Annotated in this window: 22 protein-coding genes; 4 read left to right on the top strand and 18 right to left on the bottom strand. The window is 58.4% G+C overall.

Annotated elements, in window-relative coordinates; all coding sequences use genetic code 11:
- Positions 1-115 precede the first annotated feature (115 nt).
- The gene (locus Y5S_RS10225; protein WP_035232955.1) at positions 116-565 is read right to left on the bottom strand and encodes a YaiI/YqxD family protein; all 450 of its coding nucleotides are present in this window, start codon (positions 563-565) and stop codon (positions 116-118) included.
- Between the two features lie 130 nt (positions 566-695).
- Between Y5S_RS10225 and hemW the strand changes: the two genes are divergently transcribed.
- Together hemW and Y5S_RS10215 are read left to right on the top strand one after the other, a co-directional pair.
- The gene (gene hemW, locus Y5S_RS10220; RefSeq protein ID WP_035232759.1) at positions 696-1841 is read left to right on the top strand and encodes a radical SAM family heme chaperone HemW; all 1146 of its coding nucleotides are present in this window, start codon (positions 696-698) and stop codon (positions 1839-1841) included.
- 58 nt (positions 1842-1899) lie between these two features.
- Positions 1900-2673 carry a TetR/AcrR family transcriptional regulator gene (locus Y5S_RS10215; protein WP_052041520.1) on the top strand — a complete coding sequence of 258 codons (774 nt, stop codon included), beginning with the start codon at positions 1900-1902 and terminating at the stop codon, positions 2671-2673.
- A 107-nt stretch (positions 2674-2780) separates the two neighbouring features.
- On the opposite strand, the gene Y5S_RS10210 is transcribed toward Y5S_RS10215, so the two are convergent.
- Together Y5S_RS10210 and mutM are read right to left on the bottom strand one after the other, a co-directional pair.
- On the bottom strand, positions 2781-3158 hold the full coding sequence (locus Y5S_RS10210; RefSeq protein WP_035232758.1) for a hypothetical protein: 378 nt from the start codon (positions 3156-3158) through the stop codon (positions 2781-2783).
- 138 nt (positions 3159-3296) lie between these two features.
- On the bottom strand, positions 3297-4106 hold the full coding sequence (mutM, locus tag Y5S_RS10205; protein ID WP_035232953.1) for a bifunctional DNA-formamidopyrimidine glycosylase/DNA-(apurinic or apyrimidinic site) lyase: 810 nt from the start codon (positions 4104-4106) through the stop codon (positions 3297-3299).
- A 135-nt stretch (positions 4107-4241) separates the two neighbouring features.
- Here mutM and Y5S_RS10200 point away from each other — a divergent pair, with 135 nt between their 5' ends.
- Entirely contained in the window at positions 4242-6227 is a 1986-nt protein-coding gene (locus tag Y5S_RS10200; protein ID WP_035232757.1) for a hydantoinase/oxoprolinase family protein, read from the top strand.
- Between the two features lie 201 nt (positions 6228-6428).
- On the top strand, positions 6429-7616 hold the full coding sequence (locus Y5S_RS10195) for a DesA family fatty acid desaturase (protein WP_035232755.1): 1188 nt from the start codon (positions 6429-6431) through the stop codon (positions 7614-7616).
- A gap of 326 nt (positions 7617-7942) precedes the next feature.
- On the opposite strand, the gene Y5S_RS10190 is transcribed toward Y5S_RS10195, so the two are convergent.
- The 15 genes from Y5S_RS10190 to radC form a co-directional block, all read right to left on the bottom strand.
- Positions 7943-9688 (bottom strand): hypothetical protein, encoded by a 1746-nt coding sequence (locus Y5S_RS10190; protein ID WP_156107711.1) that lies wholly within the window; start codon positions 9686-9688, stop codon positions 7943-7945.
- Complete coding sequence (locus Y5S_RS10185; protein ID WP_035232751.1) at positions 9663-9941, bottom strand: hypothetical protein; 279 nt, start codon at positions 9939-9941, stop codon at positions 9663-9665. Before Y5S_RS10185 ends, Y5S_RS10190 begins: the two co-directional genes overlap by 26 nt.
- 9 nt (positions 9942-9950) lie before the next feature.
- The gene (locus Y5S_RS10180) at positions 9951-10631 is read right to left on the bottom strand and encodes a tetratricopeptide repeat protein (protein WP_052041519.1); all 681 of its coding nucleotides are present in this window, start codon (positions 10629-10631) and stop codon (positions 9951-9953) included.
- A 29-nt stretch (positions 10632-10660) separates the two neighbouring features.
- Complete coding sequence (locus tag Y5S_RS10175; protein ID WP_035232748.1) at positions 10661-11533, bottom strand: type II secretion system F family protein; 873 nt, start codon at positions 11531-11533, stop codon at positions 10661-10663.
- Positions 11526-12446: a type II secretion system F family protein gene (locus tag Y5S_RS10170; RefSeq protein WP_035232746.1), complete on the bottom strand. Its 921-nt coding sequence runs from the start codon at positions 12444-12446 to the stop codon at positions 11526-11528. Before Y5S_RS10170 ends, Y5S_RS10175 begins: the two co-directional genes overlap by 8 nt.
- Positions 12443-13603: a CpaF family protein gene (locus Y5S_RS10165; RefSeq protein WP_035232744.1), complete on the bottom strand. Its 1161-nt coding sequence runs from the start codon at positions 13601-13603 to the stop codon at positions 12443-12445. Before Y5S_RS10165 ends, Y5S_RS10170 begins: the two co-directional genes overlap by 4 nt.
- A 54-nt stretch (positions 13604-13657) precedes the next feature.
- On the bottom strand, positions 13658-14848 hold the full coding sequence (locus Y5S_RS10160; RefSeq protein WP_035232742.1) for an AAA family ATPase: 1191 nt from the start codon (positions 14846-14848) through the stop codon (positions 13658-13660).
- Between the two features lie 4 nt (positions 14849-14852).
- Positions 14853-16013, bottom strand: a complete 1161-nt coding sequence (locus Y5S_RS10155; protein ID WP_197055131.1) for a type II and III secretion system protein family protein — start codon at positions 16011-16013, stop codon at positions 14853-14855.
- Entirely contained in the window at positions 16003-16851 is an 849-nt protein-coding gene (gene cpaB / locus Y5S_RS10150; protein WP_035232739.1) for a Flp pilus assembly protein CpaB, read from the bottom strand. Before cpaB ends, Y5S_RS10155 begins: the two co-directional genes overlap by 11 nt.
- Before the next feature lie 54 nt (positions 16852-16905).
- The gene (locus Y5S_RS10145; RefSeq protein ID WP_035232737.1) at positions 16906-17361 is read right to left on the bottom strand and encodes a TadE/TadG family type IV pilus assembly protein; all 456 of its coding nucleotides are present in this window, start codon (positions 17359-17361) and stop codon (positions 16906-16908) included.
- Positions 17362-17387: 26 nt separating this feature from the next.
- A complete protein-coding gene (locus tag Y5S_RS10140) occupies positions 17388-17612 on the bottom strand; it encodes a Flp family type IVb pilin (protein WP_035232735.1) in 225 nt (74 codons plus the stop codon).
- Positions 17613-18042: 430 nt separating this feature from the next.
- A complete protein-coding gene (gene rpmG / locus Y5S_RS10135) occupies positions 18043-18210 on the bottom strand; it encodes a 50S ribosomal protein L33 (protein WP_007151127.1) in 168 nt (55 codons plus the stop codon).
- Between the two features lie 22 nt (positions 18211-18232).
- On the bottom strand, positions 18233-18469 hold the full coding sequence (gene rpmB / locus Y5S_RS10130; protein ID WP_035232732.1) for a 50S ribosomal protein L28: 237 nt from the start codon (positions 18467-18469) through the stop codon (positions 18233-18235).
- A 252-nt stretch (positions 18470-18721) separates the two neighbouring features.
- Positions 18722-19195, bottom strand: a complete 474-nt coding sequence (locus Y5S_RS10125) for an REP-associated tyrosine transposase (RefSeq protein ID WP_035232731.1) — start codon at positions 19193-19195, stop codon at positions 18722-18724.
- A gap of 189 nt (positions 19196-19384) precedes the next feature.
- Entirely contained in the window at positions 19385-20059 is a 675-nt protein-coding gene (gene radC / locus Y5S_RS10120) for a RadC family protein (RefSeq protein ID WP_035232728.1), read from the bottom strand.
- Between the last annotated feature and the right edge of the window lie 159 nt (positions 20060-20218).

Genomic DNA, 20218 nt, shown 5'->3' with positions numbered 1-20218 from the left:
TGCATTTTCTCTGTTTTTTAACGCATGAGGCCGCACCCAAATCGGGGCGCGGCCTCATGCATTGACGTCACAACAACGTGCTATCGCGCCACTGTTAACTATTCACTGTTAACTATTAACTGCCTTTGCGCGCCAACCAGCGGTCCAGCGCATTGGCGAATCGCCCCTTGTCCTGTGCTGAAAAACTCTTCGGCCCGCCAGTTTCCATACCCGCCGAGCGCATCTCTTCCATGAAATCCCGCATATTGAGACGCTCCCGCACGGTGTCCTTGTCCAGCCAGTGCCCCCGAGGCGTTACCGCTTCGCACCCCTTGGCCACCACCTCGGCAGCCAGCGGAATATCCTGTGTCACCACCAGATCCCCGGCTTCGCAGCGCTGTACAATTTCATTGTCCGCCACATCAAAACCCTGCCCCACCTGAATGGCACGAATCAGCGCCGAACGCGGCACCGCAATCGGCTGATTGGCCACCAGCGTACAGGGCACCTGCACCCGCTGCGCGGCCTTGAACAACACTTCCTTAATCGGCCGAGGACAGGCGTCGGCATCAACCCAGATATGCATAAAAGACAATGAACAGTTAACAGTGAACAGCGAAGGCAAAACACACACTTCGCCTGGACGGTTTGCTACCATACCGCAAGCCGGTGAATTTAGCTGTTCACTGTTCACTATTCACTGTTAACTGATACCCATGCCTCCCCTCTCCCTCTACATCCACACCCCCTGGTGCGTGCGCAAGTGCCCCTACTGCGATTTCAATTCCCATGAGCGGGGAGAACTACCCGAGCAGGCCTATCTGGAAGCACTACTGCTCGATCTGGAGAAGGATCTTCTCATCACCGGTGAACGCACCGTGGAAACCATCTTCATTGGCGGTGGCACCCCCAGCCTGATGTCAGCGGATTTTTATCAGCAGCTGTTTGCCGGTATCCGGGCCCGGCTCCCGCTCGCTGACAAGGCTGAAATCACGCTGGAAGCCAACCCCGGCACCACCGAAGCGGCCCGCTTCGAAGGGTTTCGTGCCGCCGGGATCAACCGGCTCTCCATTGGTGTGCAAAGCTTCAACGATGGTCACCTGCAAGCCCTGGGACGCATTCACGATGCCCAGGCCGCCATCACCGCGGCGAATCAAGCTCGATCAGCGGGGTTTGATAACCTGAATCTGGACATCATGCACGCACTGCCCGCTCAAACCCCTGAGCAGGCTATCGCTGATCTGGAACAGGCTATCGCCCTCAAACCCACACATTTGAGTTGGTATGAGCTAACCATTGAACCCAACACGGTCTTCTACCGGTCCCCTCCCTCGCAGCCGGACAGCGACAGCATGGCTGACACCGAGCAAGCGGGCTTTGCCCTGCTGAATCAGGCCGGGTTCGAGCGTTACGAAATTTCGGCATTTTCCCAACCCGGCATGGCCTGTCGTCATAACATGAACTATTGGCAATTTGGTGATTACCTTGGCATCGGTGCCGGCGCCCACAGCAAGCTATCCAGCCATGACACGCATGGCAATCTGGTCATTACTCGCTACCAGAAAACCCGTAAGCCAGAGGACTATCTGGCCGCACCGGCCCAGGCCCGCCGTAACCCACAGTTTATAGATGGCAAAGACCGGCTCTTTGAGGCGCTGCTCAATGGCCTTCGGCTGGTGGATGGAATCTCGTTACAAACCCTGAAACGAACTACCGGCCTGAATCCGGCACAATGGTCCCCTCAACTTGCTCCATTGCAGCAACAGGGGCTACTAACAACTAACGATGAGCGGCTTCGATGTACGCCGAACGGCCTACAACATCTTAACGGCGTGCTGGAAACCCTAGCCGAGACATTGTAAAACGGGGGCATAAGGCTCACGCTAGCAACCAGACGAATCAGGGATAGAAGAAACACACATGATCAAAACACGAAGCGGCCGGGAACAGGCCCTCGCTGAACGGGAAAAACTCTTTATCGAAGCCACCCGCCAGCAACTTTGCAATGAAGGGCTTCTCGGGATTCAGATGGCAGCCATCGCCCGCAGCTGCAACTTCGCCACCGGCACCCTCTATCACCATTTCGCCTCCAAGGAAGACCTGCTCATTGCCGTATGCACCGAGCTGACAGGCACGCGGCGTGAATATTTCCGCCGTGTGGTCGAGTCCGATCTGAATACCCGCGACAAAATGGTCGGCTTTGCGGTGGCATATACCCTGTTTGCCCAGCATCACCCTGAACATTTCCGCCTTGAGCAGTATGTAATGACCGAAGTAGTCTGGCAGGCTTCCTCCACCCATCGCCGGGAACAACTGATGGAAGCGACCATGCCTATCGGGCGCATGGTGGAAGAAGTGGTCAGCGCCGCCATCGCCCAGGGCGATCTGGAAAGTCATGATCATGCCCCTCTCACTTTCAGCTCAGGCCAATGGGCCATGAGCATGGGCATGCATACCCTGATCCACGCGGAAGGGGTGCTGGACATGTACGCACTGAACGACCCCTACCGGATGCTGCTGCGCCACATTCAATTACAACTGAATGGCATGAACTGGCAGCCACTGGTTGAGCAACCGTTTGATGACGCAGCGCTCGACAGCAAGGTGCGCCAACTTTGCGAGTCCCTGTTTGGGGATTTATGCAGCGAACACAGTTGCATCAAGTTGGAAAGACGCAAGGTTGAAGCGGAGTAGCCGGACACCATCTCCGGTGCCGCCAGAAACGAAAACGCCCTGCTTGGCAGGGCGTTTTCGTTTCTACAATCGTTTCTCTTGTGCAACCGTAGCGACTTGACGTCACATTACTCAGTGGTCGCGACCGCCTCTTCCGGCTCTTCCTTGGTCGCCTTTTCCGCTTTCAGACTTTCGTGCTGAGCCGGGGTACAACCCAGGCAGCGGATGAAGGTGCTCTTGCCAGGATTCAGCACCAGTACCTCACCGGCTTCCCCGATATTGCCGCCTAGCAAGCTGAACGGCGAGGTGACCAGCCACAGGCCGGCACCAACCACGGTTGAGGCAAACAGCACCGGACGCGCGATCAGTGAATCCGCGATCATCGCAATTTCCCCCGGACGATCCTGTGCCGAAGAGCCTGCTACTGCCGGCAACGGTGCCACAGCAGTGAGCATCATGGCGGAGGCGAGAACAGATGCCAGTACCGGGCGCTTTGCTCGCTTCATGGTCAGTCCCTCTTAGAAGTTCTTATAGTTAAAGTATCGCTGACATTGTTTCAGCTAAGTCGTTAATATTCCGACAATTGCATCACAATCTACACCTTTGCAGTCAACCCGGCAACACGCAAATTGGTCATTCCCTGATCAGCGCTGGCATTGTGGGCAATAACTGGTACTGCGCTGACCATGGCGGTCAGCCTTAAGCAAGGCCTTGCACTTCAAACAGGGCTGGCCCGCCCGCCCATAGACACTCAGTGACTGGGCAAAATACCCTGGCTGACCATCCGCTTTGGTAAAGTCCTTCAGCGTTGTCCCGCCCGCCTCAATAGCTTTGGCCAACACCGTCTTGATGGCATCCGCGAATCGCTCATAGCGCTCCCGGGAAATTTTCCCGGCCGCCCGCGAAGGATGAATACCCGCCAGGAACAGGCTTTCCTGGGCGTAGATATTCCCCACGCCCACCACTGTGGCGTTATCCATGATAAAGCTCTTCACCGCCACCTTTCGGCCCCGGGAACGCTCGAACAACCATTCGCCATTGAACTCATCATCAAGCGGCTCCGGCCCCAGCTTCGCCAGCAGCCCGTGAGCCTCGCCGGCGGGCTCAAACAACACGGTGCCAAAACGGCGCGGATCGTTAAAGCGCAGCACCTTGCCACTGCCCAATCGCAAATCCACATGATCGTGCTTACGTAGCGGCACCGTTTCATCGACCACCCTCAAGGTGCCGGACATACCCAGATGAATCAGCAGCTCGCCGCCATCCAGTTCGATCAACAGATACTTGGCCCGCCGCCGCAGCCCCAGCACCCGGCTATCCTTCAGCGTCAGCAACGCCTCACTCACCGGCCACCGCAGACGCCGCTCACGCACCACAACATCACGCAGCGTCTGGCCTTCAAGGTGAGGCCGAATGCCTCGCAATGTGGTTTCTACTTCGGGTAATTCGGGCATGGGAAAAAGCAGTGAACAGTTAATAGTTAACAGTGGATAGTTAAAATCCACTCGCTTCCGGTATGGTAGCACCAGCGGGCATCGACGTTGCCCCTGTTTTCGCTGTTCACTATTCACTATTAACTGTTCACTGATATGCCTCTCACTCACTGGCTCGGCGTCGATACCGGCGGCACCTTTACCGATTTTGTTTTGCTTGGCGACGGTGAGCCGCGCATTCACAAGGTGCTTTCCACTCCCTCCGCCCCTGAGCAAGCCATCTTGCAGGGTATTAGAGAGCTGGGGCTGACAAGTGCCATGGCGGACGGCGCGCTGGCGATTGTGCACGGCACCACGGTGGCCACCAATGCTGCCCTGGAGGGCAAGGGTGCCCACACCGTGTTCGTCACCAACGCCGGCATTGAGGACATGCTACGTATTGGCCGCCAGAATCGGGCCGAGCTGTACAACCTGACGCCCGCGCCGGCCAACCCCACCCTCACACAATTACCCTGCGAGGGTGTTCAGTGCCGCCTGGATTCGGAAGGCAATATCATCCAGCCTCTGAGTGATACCGCGCTGGAAGACCTTATCGACCGCATCCAGGCCCTGCAGCCGGAATCTGTGGCTATCTGCCTGTTGTTCGCCTACCTCAACGGTCAGCAGGAGCAGCGCATTGCCGATGCCTTAGAACAATCGGGCCTGACCGTCAGCACCTCACACCGCATTATCCCCACCCGCGGCGAATACGAACGCGGCATGGCGACGTGGCTGAACGCCTGGCTATCACCCAAGGTGGCGGCCTACTTGCAGCGACTCGAAAACGCCACTGCCCCTGCCCCGCTTGCCATCATGCAGTCCAATGGCGGCACCATAGCTGCCAACCAGGCACGGGAGCTGGCCGTCAACCTGCTCCTGTCCGGCCCTGCCGGCGGATTGGCCGCCGCCCAACGGCTGGGAGAACAACTGCAGCAACGCCGATTGATGACCTTCGACATGGGCGGCACGTCCACCGATGTGGCACTGCTGGATGGCGAAATCCGTCTTACCCAGCACGGCCATATCGGCCCTTACCCGGTGGCGGTGCCCATGGTGGACATGCACACCATCGGCGCTGGAGGCGGCTCACTGGCCTATGTAGATGAAGCCGGTCTGCTGCATGTGGGCCCGGAATCGGCCGGGGCAGACCCTGGACCCGCCAGCTATGGACGCGGCGGACGGCAGGTCACGGTAACCGATGCCAATGTGGTCTTGGGGCGGCTGCAGCCGGATTTCGCCTTGGGAGGCTCCCTGACTCTGGACGTGGCTGCTGCCGAGCAAGCCATGGCCACCCTCGGCTCGCAGCTGGGGATGGATGCACAGGCGGCAGCGGAAGGTGTGCTCGCGCTGGCCAACGAGCACATGACCCAGGCCCTGCGGGTGATCTCCATCCAGAAAGGCCATGATCCAGAAGACTTTGCGCTAATGAGTTTTGGTGGTGCCGGGGGGTTACATGTATGCGCCCTGGCCGACAATCTCGGCATGCACAGGGCCATCGTCCCGCAGCGCGCCGGGGTGCTGTCCGCAGAGGGACTGGTATATGCGCCGCGCAAGCGGGAGTTGCTCAAGGCCCTGCCGCCAGCCCTGTCCGATAGCACCTGCCAGAACGAAATCCTGACCCTGCAGCAGCAAGGGTTGAGTGAATTACAGGCGGAGGGCGTCCCCTCCGGGCAAGTTCACTTCCAGGTCTATCTGGACATGTGCTACCGGGGGCAATCCTCGGTACTGCAAATCCCCTGGCATGATGACAGCAATGCACGTGTACAGGCCTTCCACCGGGCCCATGAGCAGCGTTTTGGGCATCGCCTGGGCCTCCCCGTGCAACAGGTCAACCTGCGCGTCCAGTGTCTGGCGGAGCAGCACACCCCCGCCCCTCCAACCCTGCCCGAACAGGAGGGGACAGCAGTGAGACACGCCAAACTACCGGGAATTGCCAGCAAGGTAAGGATTTACCAACGCTCCGATCTGGGCAGCAATCAACGGCTCAGTGGGCCCGCACTGATCGTCGAAGCCGTGGGTACCACCTGGCTGGCACCAGGCTGGACCACCCAGGTCAGCCCGCAAGGCCACCTGCTACTGGAACGCCAAATCAGCAACCCCTGACACCTTGCCAGATGCGGCGGTTCCGCCGTGATGTACCCTGCGCGCTCCGCGCACGGCCCGGATACGGAACCCCGCAACTACCGCTTATCCGCCCCCGGCCAACTTCTGATCCGAAAGTCCGAATTTGACCCATCTGGCGTCTTCTTACCGTCACCACGACTGGGCACAATAGCCTTTCCGAATTCTATGTGTACAAATCTGATGCTTGATTACATTGAACACGGCCTGCTGGCCCCGAGTCTGGGCGCACTGGTGCTGATTACTCTTGCCATGACCCACGCCACCATCGTTAGCGTGACGGTCTATCTGCACCGCTATTCCGCTCACCGGGCGCTGGAACTGAGCCCCATCCTGAAACATTTCTTCCGCCTCTGGCTGTGGCTGAGCACAGGCCAGAACACCCTGGAATGGACCGCTATCCACCGCAAACACCACGCCAAGTGCGAGACGGAAGAAGACCCGCACAGCCCACAGGTGAAAGGTATCAAGAAGGTCCTGCGTGAAGGGGCCGAACTGTACCGTGAAGAAGCCGAAAACGAAGAAACCCTGAAGAAGTATGGTGCAGGCTGCCCGGACGACTGGATTGAGCGCAACGTCTACTCCCGCTTCCCCATGGGCGGCGTGGCCCTGATGGCCGTGATCGACCTGATGTTGTTCGGGGTGTACGGCATCACCATCTGGGCAGTGCAAATGATGTGGATTCCGGTATTTGCTGCCGGCGTTATCAACGGCATCGGCCACTATTGGGGTTACCGCAACTTTGAATGCGCCGACGCCAGCCGCAACATTTCGCCCTGGGGCATCCTGATTGGCGGTGAAGAACTGCATAACAACCACCACACCTACCCGAACTCCGCCAAGCTGTCCGTCCGCCGTTTCGAGTTTGATGCTGGCTGGGCATGGATCCGTTTGTTCGAAATGCTCGGGCTGGCCAAGGTAAAGAAAGTGGCGCCCAAGCCCATCATCGATCGGGAGGCCAAAGGGATCGATCTGGAGGCATTACGTGGTGTCATGCAACACCGCTTCCAGGTCATGGCCAATTACCGCAAGACAGTGATTGCCCCCGTATTCAAGCAGGAACAAGAGCGTGCCTGTGAAGCCACCCGGGACCTCTATGCTCGCGCCAAAGCCCTGTTCCACAAAGACCTGTCGCTGATCAAACCCAAGCAGCAGGAACGTCTGGCCAACCTGACCCAGAGCAACGAAACCCTGGAAGCCATTTATCAGTACCGCCTGCGCCTTCAGGATATCTGGTCGCAGACCAGCCGCAACTCGGCAGAGATGGTCGAAGCCCTTGAGCAGTGGTACCACGATGCCCGCGAGTCTGGCATCGCTGCCTTGCAGGACTTCGCCGACCAGCTTACCCGCTACCGGCACGCAGCAGCGTGACCACGGATTGAAACCTGCAAAAAAACGGCCGCTCCAGCGGCCGTTTTTTTTGGCCACTCTGCGGCTGCTACACTATTCACGCAACATGCGGCACGCAAAGATCAAAAGCGAATTCACCACAGAGGGGACAGAGCTCACTGAGGGAGGCTGCGGAGTGTTGTTCTTGCGGCAGGAGCCCCATCTTAGGGGCAAATCTGGAAGACTGACCTCGCGGAGGTGCGAACCGAGAGCAGCGAAACGACCGAAGGGAGATCCTTCTTCAGGGATCTGTCGAGCCCGGGAACTTTCCGGATTTCTTCATCCCACCCAGCGTAGCTTGTAGCCAATCAGTTCCCCGCCACGACAGGGACATTCTCGATCACTTGACTGCCGCCCTGAGTCGCGCTGGAGAGTGTAACAGTAACACCGCCAAGCCCAACCCCCAGCGCCTCCAGCAGCGGGTTTATCAACGCTGTTGCAAGCCCTTCAACCACGTCACCCAACACACTTTCGAGCAGGTTTTCCAGCGGCCCCAGAAGCACACCCACCGGCAAGGTCCCGGCCTCAACATTGCTGAGACTCACATCCAGATCCAGTCCACCAATGCCGTCCCCGGTGTCCGCATACACATCGTTGCTGCAACCGCTCACCGCATCACAGTACAGCGGATAATCATCACTGATGACCACATTGCGCTCCGTGACACCGGGCACTTCCCCGCTCACCTGCACATCCGCTTCCAGCACGGTGATGGGCAACAGCACGCCGCTCAGCACCGTAAGCGACACCGATTGCGGGACCACCTCGCCGTTATCCGGATCAATCGTGCCTGACCCCAGCCGCGCAATACTTCGCTCCAGATCCAGAATTACCGCCACATCATTACGCGTGCCGGTGGCACAACGGGCACCCACAAAAGCGCCTTCCGCCCCTCCGGCGTTCACTGCCAGCGGCAATGACAGAGTGGCGACGTTGACCAGACCAAGGGGTAATAATTCTATCTCGGCATTCAGCCTCAAGCTCACATCAGGGGAATAGAAGCGGGTACGCCAGTTGCCATCCGCATCCTGACGGGCAGGCCCCACCACCACTCGGGGCGGCTCACCAACGCGCAGATCCGTGGTCGCCACAACATTGGCGAGGCCAGTATTGAGATTCAAATCCAGTGGCACACCCAGGAAGCCACCCGCCGCATCCTGCTGGGTCTCGGCTACATTCAGCACCAGACTGATCAGCATGTCATACAGGGGGAACTGGCTATCCGTCGGCACCTGGGTCCCCTCCACCACATCCAGCACCTCGCTGACTTGCACGGTACTGATGCCATTGGCAGCCAGCAGATCATCCAACACCTGCCCGACCGGGGAAGCCACACCGGCCACATCACGCAAGCCTGCTGCAAGCTCCTGGCCGTCCAGTGTCAGCAGCTCAGCCACATCTGCCACCCCTACCGCAGTCAGCAATTCACCCAGCTCTACCGTGGTATTGCGCAAGCTGCTCAAGTCAGTGGGGTCCAGGACATAGGCGGGATCACCCAGCACAGCGCCCAGAAGGGAACCGACTACGCCGGCATCAACACTGGCAGTGCTGCCTGCGGCACTCAGTGTCGCGGTCACTTCCTTGCGCGCAGCGGCATTCACTGTGATATCAATGCTGCCGAAAACGCTCTCCGGCAATAACAGTGAGATCGGCTCGCTGCGGCTGTAGGACACCAATACCGCATTGCTCTCTTCGATAAAATTGACTGGGCGAAACCCCAGGACATTGGTGTTCGCTGCCGCCTCGATAACTCCGGTACTGATGGTGAGTGCGTCTGCCTCCGCACTGAAGCCCTGAGCCTGAGCTGCCGCCAGTGCCCGCTGACTAATCAGGGCGGTAGACGGTGCCAGCCCACCACAACTTTGCGTCGCTGAGGCCCCAGCTTGAGCCGCCACATTCACCTGCGCCTGCATCTCCCCGCGCAGGCTATAGAGACGAGCCCCATCCAGAGCCATCACGGACAGGATAATTACCACCAACAGCAGCATGGGGGTGATGATGGTCAGCGCCCCTCGCTGATGGCGGCGCTCAGTTGTCGTCCCGAGTCTGCTCACCGAAGCTTTCCGGAATGGCGGTACGGAAGGAATCCGCCAGACGACGCTGGCTATCCACATAAAGGGGTGCAGACAACTCACTCTCCCCGGCAGGGCGCGAGTGACGCTGCTGATTCAGCAGCCAGTCTGTCTCGGTGCGTGGCGGTTTGCTGGCCACCTGATCAGATACGCCAAAGGCATAGTGTTCTTTCGGTGCTTCCGCCAATGCCACCAGCGGCAAGGCCAGACCCACCCAGATCCATCCTGTTTTCATCGCTCTCTCCTATTCCTTCACCCTGCCAAACTGCTGCTGCAGCGCTTTGGCATAGTTCAGTTCATCTTCGGAAAAGCCATAATCCAATTTCAACGCTTCCAGCCCCTGCTCGTCACCCGTCAACAGATAGGCCACCGCCACATTCTGACGAACCGGGCCCTGACCATTGGCCAGCTCCAGTGCCGTGCGCAGCTCAAAGGCCGCCTCCTGATAGCGACCCACCAGCAACAGGGCATAACCGTAATCGTTACGCACCTGCGCCGAAGCCGGGGCCAGACTACGCGCAGCCTCCAAATGTGCGAGGGCCGCATTCACCTGATTGCGCTTGAGCAGCACCATCCCCAGGCCATGCCGGCTTCGACCATCCTCACACTCCTCCACCATATCCCGGAACACCTGCTCCGCCGCATCCAGCTTGCCAGCAGAGGCCAGCAACTGGCCATAACGGAGCCAGTAATCGATCGCGTTCATCGGCTTGCTTTCCAGCCGAGCCAATGCCGCATGATTACGCCCTTTCGCCATCAACGTATCGATCATCTCCAGATCTACACGCTGCTCGGGCTGCAACGCTTCCTGGCAAGCAATATCGCTGGTATCCACCGCATCGACAGAGGTCGGTTCCGTGGGCTGACTGGCACAGCCCCCCAACATCGCCACCGCTACCCACACCCAGCCTCGCATTGGCATCATTCCCGTTCCCTTCCAGTCTTTTCTATTAACTAACGTGCCAGCGCATCAGCAATGGACATCACTGCTGGCCCGCCGATCAGAATAAACAATGCCGGCAGCATGAATGCCATCATCACCACCGTCATTTTGGCTCCAATCCGGTTTGTCTCTTCCCGGATACGGTTACGTTCCACGTTCTGGGCTTCCGCAATAATCTGATCCAGGCTGTTCGATACCCCGGAGCCCAGCAAACTGCTCTGTTTCATCAGCACCACATAACTGCGCAGCACAGGAATCCGCTTGTTCTCACCCAGTTCATCCAGTGCCTGACTGCGCTCAGCACCGGACTGCATAAGACGATTGAATCGGTCAATCCGCGGGATCAATACCGGCAGCAGCGGCCGCCCCTGCACACCGATAATGCGCATCACCCGCTCCAGTGACAGCCCCGCCTCCATCAGCATGCGGGTCATGTGACACAGCTCCACAGCTTCCAGGTTCTGACGCATCTCCGCGTGCGCCCCCATGCTGCGAATGGTGCGCCGGGGCAGAATAAACCCGGCCACCGAAATCAGCACACCGCCCACCGCACCAAAGAACAGAAAGCCCACCAGGGCCACCAACACCGGCAGCACCCAACAGGCCAGCAGATAGATCACCTGGGACTGCTCGCGACTCTTGCCCATACCGACCATGGCCTGACGAATTTCCTGATAGTCGCTGGCCGCCAGGGATGATTCCGTCAGTGCAGCGGACAGCTTCCATAACCAGAAACGCCCACTTTCATTTTCACCACTACGGCTACCCTTTTCACTCAAACGCTCACTGACCCGAGCCTGCAGTTCCCAATGTCGGGCACGAAACAGCAGCCAGACAGACAGCGCCGCCAGCACCAGCGCCAACAGCAGCCAGACACTATTCACGGCCCACCCCCTGCACCATGCGCCAGATCACTATCACCCCCAGCCCTTGCAGAATACCCGCCACGATCAACATGGTATGGCCAGTATCCGTGTGTAACAGGACCTCAGCATACTTCTCGTTGATCAGCATCATGTAGGCCGCCATGCCCAGGGGCAACAAGGTAAAGGCGCCGGCAGTAAAGCGGGTTTCGGCGGTGGACGCCATGAACTCACGGCGCAGTTCCTGCTGTGAGCGCAGCGAGCTGGCCACCTGTTGCAGCACCGGCCGCACCGATGAACCAAACCGGGAAGACGTGCGCAATGCGATGGATACCATCACCAGAGACGGCACCTGATAAAGGCGGGAAAAGTCATCGAACAGACCGGTGTAATCACGGCCCGCATCAATGGCGCTGCGCAGGCGAAATGTCAGGGGGGCGAATACCGTGGGCGCATCATTGAATGATTCCTGCAGCGAGGCTTCCAGCGAGCGCCCCGCATCCATATAGCGCAGGGTGGAATCCATAATGCCGGGCAGAGATTCAAAAATGGTGCGGCGTTGCTGCTGGAAACGAAAACGCCAATACAACCAGGCGCTGGCGATGATCAGGGCCAACACTACTAGCGAGGGAATCACCCCGCTACTGGCCAATACCAGCGCCACGAGAATAAAGGTTACCACCGCCAGCAACGTCAGCTGGACTCGGGAAAGTCTGATATCCGCTCGCAGCAGCACTCTATCCAGCGGGCTGCTGGCCACTTTTGCCATGGCCGGCTCTACAGCGATTTCGGTACGCTGCTGTAAACGTTGGCGCACCCGATCATTGAGCAACACTTTCTGCCGCCGACGAAACCACAACACCTGCACCAGCACCGTCATCACCGCGATGATGCCCAATGTTTGGGCCATGCCGAGCAACGCCACGGCACTCATGCTTCACTCCGGTAGAGATAATCCAGGTTGTACTGCTCGTCCTCAGTAGGCGACAGCGACACCACCTCACTAACCCGACGGCGGCCGTCCGGTAAACGCTCCAGCTGGATAATCACATCGAGTGCCGAACCAATCAGACGACCGATAGCCTTTTCACTGGCCTCATAGCCGCTTACTGCCAGCAGGGTCTCAATCCGCACCAGCGCATCGCGGGTACTGTTGGCGTGAATGGTACTCATGGAGCCTTCGTGGCCGGTGTTCATGGCCTGCAGCAGTTCGATGATTTCGTTGGAACGCACCTCGCCCAGAATTACCCGATCAGGGCGCATTCGCAGGGAATTGATCACCAGCTCGCGAGCGGTGACCTTGCCTTTCCCCTCGGTATTCGCCGGGCGAGTTTCCAGTGACACCACATGGGGGTGGTTAAGCACCAGCTCGGCAGAATCCTCGATGGTAAGGATGCGCTCTTCCCTCGGGATGTACTGGCTGATCAGGTTGAGCATGGTGGTTTTACCGGTACCGGTACCGCCACTGATGATGATATTGCGACGGGTTTCCACCGCCTTGATCAGAGTATCGAGACAAGCCTGAGTCAGCGATCCAGAGCGGATCATCTCTTCGGCACTAAGGTGGTTACGGGTAAACTTACGAATGCTGATGCTGGGGCCATTCAGTGCCAGTGGCGGGATGATGGCATTGACCCGCGAGCCATCTGGCAGACGGGCATCCACCATTGGGCTGGCTTCATCCAGGCGCCGTCCCAAGGGAGCCAGCATGCGCCGAATTACCCGGATCACATGATCATCATTGATAAAACGGACCTGCGCTTTCTGCAGCACACCCGCCACTTCAATAAAGACGTTGTCCGGCCCATTTACCAGAATATCGTTGATACGCGGATCTGCCAGCAAGGGTTCCAGTGGACCAAAGCCCAGCACTTCATCCAGCGTATCCTTGACCAGTTGATTCAGATCCTGAGTCGACAGCGGCACCCGGTTCAGGGCGATATGCTGACCCACCGCACTGCGGATAAATTCAGACAATAGCTCGCGGTTGGCATTGCTGACCTCAATGCCTTCCTCATCCAGCCGCTCTACCACCCAGCGATGGGCACGATCCTTGAGCTGCTGATACTCCGCGTCTATGCGTCCTGCCACCCTTTACTCCCTCTACTTCAACGCCCACCTCGCCGTATACCGGCGGGCACACCTTTAACCCTGGCGAATCCGCTGCCACCAGCTGTCAGCATTCAGTGACGACTCCGGCTGCATTTCCAACTTGTTGATCAACCGGTTCAGCGCACGGCTGTAATGACTGCGTGGACTCTGCTCCTGAATCGGCAGTCCTGCATTCATGGCCAGCAAGCGGTGCTGCCAATCCATAGGCAGCTCACCCACTACACTGGCTCCAGCCGTTTCCGCCAACTCATCCGTCGCGGGGGGCACCTTGTTGTCTGCACCGTCCACCACCAACCCCACCTGACTCTCACGACCCAGATGGGCTCGCCATTCATTACCCAAGGTGCGCACTGCATGGGCCTGATCCACCAGCGGGTGCATGGCAATCAACAAGTGGCGGGCATGAATCCCCAGCGCCCTTACCCAATGGCGGCGCTGCATGGTGCCCACATTGATGATGATGCGATCAAACATCTGCATCAGATGATTCAGGGCAATAAACAAATCTGCGCTGCGATCGCCCTCAAGGTCCTCCCTATTGATGCCCCCTGCCAACAGCCGCAGACCCGGCCTATATTCTTCCAGGGCCGTACCGATAAGGGTGTCATCCAGGGTTTCCGGGCTGGCCAGCAGGTTTTCCAGGGTGTATTCGTTATGCACATCCAGATAGAAAATACCCCGCTCGGAGGGCTGGGTATCAATGGCCAAAGTACGCTCCCCCGGATACATCTGATTCAGGCCAAGCGCGATATTCTGGGTCAGGAAACGGGTATCCACTGTGGGGCTGGCGGAGGCGACCAACACCAGGTTATTGGTGGCGGACTGCACCCGATCATCATAATGCCCCACCCGCAGCAACTGGTGGCGGCGCAACCGTTCTCGCACATCACCGGCATCGCTACCGGCCACAAAACAATCACGGGCACCGGCACGCATGGATTGCAGCAGCAGCTCCTGATTAGCACGGGCACACACGGTAATCACCGTGACCCAGGGGCGGGCACTGGTCAGGGCAGTGATAATCGCCAACGACTGATCCAGATCCGCATCAGAAATCTCCACCATCACCACATGGGCAGTGGTCGCTTCCAGCAAACGCAACACCCGGGTCAGATCCGTGCGACTAACCTGCTCCAGGCGAAAGGGCTCTTCCACCACCCGTTCCAGCCAGGTTTCCAAACCACTGTCGTCAACCACGGAAAGTACAATGTCGTGATCACTCATGAGGTCACCAGCTCAGGCCATGGCGAATAGGCTGGGAACCACGACGCACCTGGGTGGCCATATCCAGCCACCCCATACTGCTGATGTGGTAACCCGCCCCGGGCAGGGTGGTTGGCATATCGATCTGTTTCTGCGGCGTCACCAGATGTGGCGTCACCACCATAACCAGTTCCTTGTCGTTCTTCTCAATCCGGGAAGAACGGAAGAACGCCCCCAGAATCGGCAGATTGCCAATCCCGGGAAGGCGGTCGCTATTACTCACCGTATTGCGGCTCACCAGACCACTGATGATGAAGGTCTCCCCTGGTGCCAGGGAGACAGTGGTTTCCGCACGGCGCACGCGCAAACCGGGCACCGCCACTCCTCCGGTTTCTACCCCGGCCGAAAAATCCAGCTCCGACACTTCCGGTGCCACCTTGAGGATAATCTGACTTTCATCGATTACCGTGGGCGTCAGGCTCAGCCCAATACCGAATTCCTTGAACTCAATCTGCACGCCGTCCGTGGTACTGCGGGTAGGAATCGGAAACTCCCCACCCGAAAGGAAGCTGGCACTCTGTCCGGACAAGCTGGTCAGTGACGGCTCGGCCAGAGTATAAGCAAACCCTCCCGCTTCCAGCGCATTGATGGCCAACACAGAGTTGGAACCAAAGCGGAACAAATTAAAGCCTTCATTACTGAGCGGGGTCGGGAAGGTGCCCGGCACCTGAAAGCCCGTGCCCGGTGCAGCAATGCCCGCCGCAGTATTGCCGCCATCCCATATATTGCTGTAGCTCATACCCAACTGATTCAGCTCGGCCCGACTCACTTCCAGTACCCGGATGTCGGTCTGCACCTGGGTACCAAAAGGCAATGAGGAACCCAGCGTAGTGGCCACCACCACCGTGCTGCGCAGCGGTTTGCTATCCCCTCGCAACCAGATTGACAGCACCGCCGAACCTTCAGCCTTGGCCGTCAGCAACAGTTCCTGGCCCCCGGTGACGGTCAGAGCAGCCACCTCGGGATCCGAGGTCGCCACCTTGGCGACCGGTGAAGGGAAGGTCAGCACCTTCTGGTCGCCAGGAGCCACCCGCATGGAACCTGCCAATTCTTCTGCATGAGCCGGCATCAACCAGCCGCAAGCCAGCACCACCATCGCCCATCTCAACAGCCTGCTAACGCACATAGGTGCTCCTTGAATCCGATCCCTCGTAAACTTCCACCCGCTGCCCTGGTGCCGCCTTGCGAACCGGAGCCGCCTTACCCGGGAACAGATCCCGGTAGTACACCGGTTTACTGCCCTTACCGGCACCTGTCGCCGCCAGACTCTTGTCTTCGCTGGCCACCACAGCAAGCCGCAATGCCCCCTCTTCCTCTGCCAGCAGCACCGCCGGCATCTTGTCGGCAGGTACCGCCAGCACCACCGTGTTATTGCGCCGCTGCTGTTCACGATCCTGGCCGGACTGCGCCTCTGCCATAGCGCCTTTCACCGCCAGCACCTGCACATTGCTCAGCAACACCATGGCCGCCGGGTTGTCTCGCTCACCATCGCCTTTGCGGAAAGCCACCACCACATCCACCAGGTCGCCAGGCGACACCAGACCACCGGCCATGACCACATCATCCACCGCCACTGCCAAAGCGCGATAACCCGCTGGCAAGGTACCAGGCAAGGTGCCACCAGATTCCAGATGATTACGGGAAAGCAGTTCGCCCGGACGGGCAAATTGACGCAGAGCTTTGCCGACCACGTCTTGATCCGCAGTCAGCACGTTGGCGATGGGGGCTGGCGAGGACACCACCGCCAGCGATTCTTCATCCAGCTCATCGCCAATATTCAGGCTACGGGTAACCACCCAATAGCGAAATGCGGGAGCCTGCTGCTCCTGACGGGCATCATCCTTGTCTGCCTGGGACACACTCAGTGAGGAATCCGGATGACGACTTAATCCCACCACCGCCAATATCAGAGCAAGCAATGCCACCGTCAGTGCTGGCAGCATGTACAACAGTCTTGATCCCATGTTCTCTCCGGAACATCCGTGTCGGTCTGTTTCTTATGTTGCGGCTACCAACCCTCAGAAAGCCGCTCTTGCATTCACATCCAGCTGTGCAGGTAATGGAGGGAATGCTCCCAGCATGCCGAAATCAAGCGCAGGCGCAATGGGATTTTCCGCATAATTGTTATACACCAGCTGACAACGCAGCATTTCAATGCCCGCCACTGCTTCCAGCGAGCAAGCCGCATCGGTGTTCAGATTTCTCAAGCTCTGAGGCAATTCCGCCACCAGCCCCGCCAGAGCGGTGTTTGCGCGCTGAGTCACGGCAGCAGACAGCGCCTCACTTTCTTCATAGGCAGAGCGATCCAGATACAGGGCTGTCGCCACCGCCGTATCCACGGCGTTCTGCATCCGGTATTGAGCAAAAAAGGTAAGGCCGTACACCGCTGCGCCATACAACATGGCAACCACAAACGGAAACAGCATGATGAATTCCAGCGCAACCGCGCCGAATTGCAGGTGACGACCCTTCACGAGGAAACTTCCAGCCGGCTCAGGCTTCAGCCGCCGCCTGCCGCCGCATCAGAGAACAGGTTCTCGAATGCGCCTTCCAGCGCCGTCGACACGGTATCATTGGTGGCAAGCCCCCCAATGATGATAATCAGGGCCGCCGCCAGCACGATATATTCCAGCGCACTGGCGCCGCGCTGCCCACGAGAGCGACCAGGCATTCGAGTAAACAGCCGGGCCAACAGGGAATGATAAAACCGGGAAATACTACTCATCACGACTCTCCAAAGACATCCTTGTATGCATACCTAGCTGACATATCCATCCTTTTGGATATGCTAGGCATCCTGAGAAAAAGCCTCAATAAACACTGCGTATGCATTGTGTTAATCAACTTTCCCACACCGTAAACGCTAACACTGGCGTACCAGAAATGTCGTCTCACCAGCTTCTCACCGGCCAGATAACAACGACAAACGGACAGGGGTGCATTTTTGTGACCAGAATCACAAAACAAAAAACACCAAATAGGCTCACTGCAGAAAGTTGAATTTGGTTCCAGCAAGCAGACTCAGCAACCGAAAGCGGCACCGCGCTATCCCCCAAAAGCGGAAAGAATGCATCGCGGCAGCCTCCTGCGGGCACAAAAAAACCCGGCATGGCCGGGTTTTTTCTGTCCGTATTGCCAGGCAGCAGGATTAAGGGTTACTTAATCTTGGCTTCCTTGTAGGCAACGTGCTTGCGCACAACCGGATCGTACTTCTTGGTTTCCATCTTTTCAGGATGGAGACGCTTGTTCTTGGTCGTGGTGTAGAAGTGACCAGTGCCAGCAGAGGACACCAGACGGATCTTTTCACGAATCGGACCAGCCATGGGTTAACTCCTTAATTCAGTCTTAAACGCGTTCGCCGCGGGAACGGATATCGGCCAGAACGGTATCAATACCTTTCTTGTCGATGATGCGCATGCCCTTGGAGCTGACGCGCAGGCGAACAAAACGCTTCTCGGACTCAACCCAGAAACGGTGGTGGTGCAGATTCGGCTCAAAACGACGCTTGGTCTTGATGTGCGAATGCGAAATATTGTTGCCCGTTACAGGGCGCTTACCGGTAACCTGGCAAACTTTGGACATTGTCTTGCTCCGTAATTCTTCTTGCGGGGGAAAGGTAGAGCCCCGGAAAAGGCGCGTTTTATACCAGTGGGCCGCTCAAGATTCAAGCACAATCTTGGAATCCGATCCCGATTCACCAACATTCAAGGAGTTAGCGGCGGGCAAAGATGGTGACTATGGCCTTCGGCCATTTCCACCCTACGCAACAAACTCCGCCCCATGAAATTCGGCACGACACCGTAGGGTGGAAATGGCCGAAGGCCATCTCCACCATTATCCGCCAGCCTCCCCCATCCAATCCAGCGAATAAATCCCGTTCTCCACATACTGATGGAACGTGGAATACGGCCAATCCCTCGCCCTGGTCACCCACCCATGCTTAACCGGATTCAAATGCACATAATTCACATGCCGCCGATAACTGGTCTCATCCTTCAGCGTATGCTCCCAGAAACGTCGTTGCCAGACCGGCCCATCCAGAGCCAGAGACTTGCTGAAACGGCTCTTAATGCCCCGCCAACGGCTCGAAAAATCCGCCTCACCCTCCGGCAAGGTCCAGACCGCATGCAGATGATCCGGCAGTACCACCAGCGCCTCCAGCCGGAAAGGCCGCTCTGAGCGCACCCTGCGGATTGCCTGCCGCAATTGGGGCCAGTGCCGGGTCAGCAGGTCCTGACTGCGGTCATGCAGATTGACGGTAAAGAAATAGCACCCTCCAGGCACATAGTTCCTGCGATAATTCGGCATCCTTGCCTCCAAAATGGCGGAGATGGGCTGACGCCCATTTCCGCCCTACACGACCAACCAGCTCCAGCAGAACAGCCGCGGGCTGGCCCCGAAGGGGTGAACGCGGCGAACAATTTCCACCCTGCGGGCCGCAGAACTTTTCGTAGGGCGGAAATCGGCGAAGGCCGATCTCCGCCGCACACCACCTGGCTACACCGCCCCACGCGCCGCCAGAGACACCCACCCTCCGTCACCTATCACCAGATGATCCAGTACACGGATATCCACCAACCCCAGCGTCTCCACCAATCGCCGGGTGATGGCATGATCGGACTGACTCGGCTCGGCCACCCCAGAGGGATGGTTATGGGCCAGAATCACCGCCGCCGCATTGTGATCCATGGCCCGGCGCAACACCTCACGGGGATAGACCGCCGCCGCATCGATGGTGCCCTGAAAAAGCTGCTCATAGGCAATCAGCCGATGCTTGTTATCCAGAAACAGGCAGGCAAACACTTCATAGGGCAGCCCGCGCAACCGAGCCGTGAGCAGCTGCCCAGCCTTGTCCGGATTATCCAGCGGCAACCCTCGCTCCAGCGGCTCGGCCAGATAGCGCCGCCCCAATTCCAGTGCCGCCAGCAACAAGGCACGCCGCGCCGCCCCCATACCCGGCAACCGGGCCATGGCTTCAGGACTGCTGTCCAGCATGGCCCTTAACCCGCCCCCGGCGGTCAACTGCTGACGGGCCAGATCCACCGCTGTCAGACCCTGCTGGCCAGTGCGCAGAAAGATCGCCAGTAGCTCCGCATCGCTGAGTGCGCCCGCCCCCCGCGCCAGCAGTTTTTCCCGGGGCCGCTCATCCACCGGCCAATCAGTAATCGCCATGACTCTCCCTGTCTTCACTATGAAAAGGCACCTTTGCCGCAACTCGTTGTGTGCAGCGTGCCGCGTCTCTCTTACAGTGCTACCCTATGCGCCTGAAATTAGTAGCAGTTCTGGGGCAGCGCCGGCAGAAGAGATTTGCCATGATTGCCGTCAGCCATT

This window comes from Alcanivorax nanhaiticus, assembly GCF_000756665.1.
GTDB classification, from domain to species: domain Bacteria; phylum Pseudomonadota; class Gammaproteobacteria; order Pseudomonadales; family Alcanivoracaceae; genus Alcanivorax; species Alcanivorax nanhaiticus.
Note: the sequence above shows the minus strand (reverse complement) of the source record. Positions and strands in the feature narration are given on the sequence as shown.

Excerpts from the sequence above, each read along its gene's own strand:
- Y5S_RS10225 (WP_035232955.1), bottom strand. The coding sequence starts at position 565 with ATGCATATCTGGGTTGATGCCGACGCCTGTCCTCGGCCGATTAAGGAA.
- hemW (WP_035232759.1), top strand. The coding sequence starts at position 696 with ATGCCTCCCCTCTCCCTCTACATCCACACCCCCTGGTGCGTGCGCAAG.
- Y5S_RS10215 (WP_052041520.1), top strand. The coding sequence starts at position 1,900 with ATGATCAAAACACGAAGCGGCCGGGAACAGGCCCTCGCTGAACGGGAA.
- Y5S_RS10210 (WP_035232758.1), bottom strand. The coding sequence starts at position 3,158 with ATGAAGCGAGCAAAGCGCCCGGTACTGGCATCTGTTCTCGCCTCCGCC.
- mutM (WP_035232953.1), bottom strand. The coding sequence starts at position 4,106 with ATGCCCGAATTACCCGAAGTAGAAACCACATTGCGAGGCATTCGGCCT.
- Y5S_RS10200 (WP_035232757.1), top strand. The coding sequence starts at position 4,242 with ATGCCTCTCACTCACTGGCTCGGCGTCGATACCGGCGGCACCTTTACC.
- Y5S_RS10195 (WP_035232755.1), top strand. The coding sequence starts at position 6,429 with ATGCTTGATTACATTGAACACGGCCTGCTGGCCCCGAGTCTGGGCGCA.
- Y5S_RS10185 (WP_035232751.1), bottom strand. The coding sequence starts at position 9,941 with ATGAAAACAGGATGGATCTGGGTGGGTCTGGCCTTGCCGCTGGTGGCA.
- Y5S_RS10180 (WP_052041519.1), bottom strand. The coding sequence starts at position 10,631 with ATGATGCCAATGCGAGGCTGGGTGTGGGTAGCGGTGGCGATGTTGGGG.
- Y5S_RS10170 (WP_035232746.1), bottom strand. The coding sequence starts at position 12,446 with ATGAGTGCCGTGGCGTTGCTCGGCATGGCCCAAACATTGGGCATCATC.
- Y5S_RS10160 (WP_035232742.1), bottom strand. The coding sequence starts at position 14,848 with ATGAGTGATCACGACATTGTACTTTCCGTGGTTGACGACAGTGGTTTG.
- Y5S_RS10155 (WP_197055131.1), bottom strand. The coding sequence starts at position 16,013 with ATGTGCGTTAGCAGGCTGTTGAGATGGGCGATGGTGGTGCTGGCTTGC.
- cpaB (WP_035232739.1), bottom strand. The coding sequence starts at position 16,851 with ATGGGATCAAGACTGTTGTACATGCTGCCAGCACTGACGGTGGCATTG.
- Y5S_RS10140 (WP_035232735.1), bottom strand. The coding sequence starts at position 17,612 with ATGAGTAGTATTTCCCGGTTTTATCATTCCCTGTTGGCCCGGCTGTTT.
- rpmG (WP_007151127.1), bottom strand. The coding sequence starts at position 18,210 with ATGGCTGGTCCGATTCGTGAAAAGATCCGTCTGGTGTCCTCTGCTGGC.
- rpmB (WP_035232732.1), bottom strand. The coding sequence starts at position 18,469 with ATGTCCAAAGTTTGCCAGGTTACCGGTAAGCGCCCTGTAACGGGCAAC.
- Y5S_RS10125 (WP_035232731.1), bottom strand. The coding sequence starts at position 19,195 with ATGCCGAATTATCGCAGGAACTATGTGCCTGGAGGGTGCTATTTCTTT.
- radC (WP_035232728.1), bottom strand. The coding sequence starts at position 20,059 with ATGGCGATTACTGATTGGCCGGTGGATGAGCGGCCCCGGGAAAAACTG.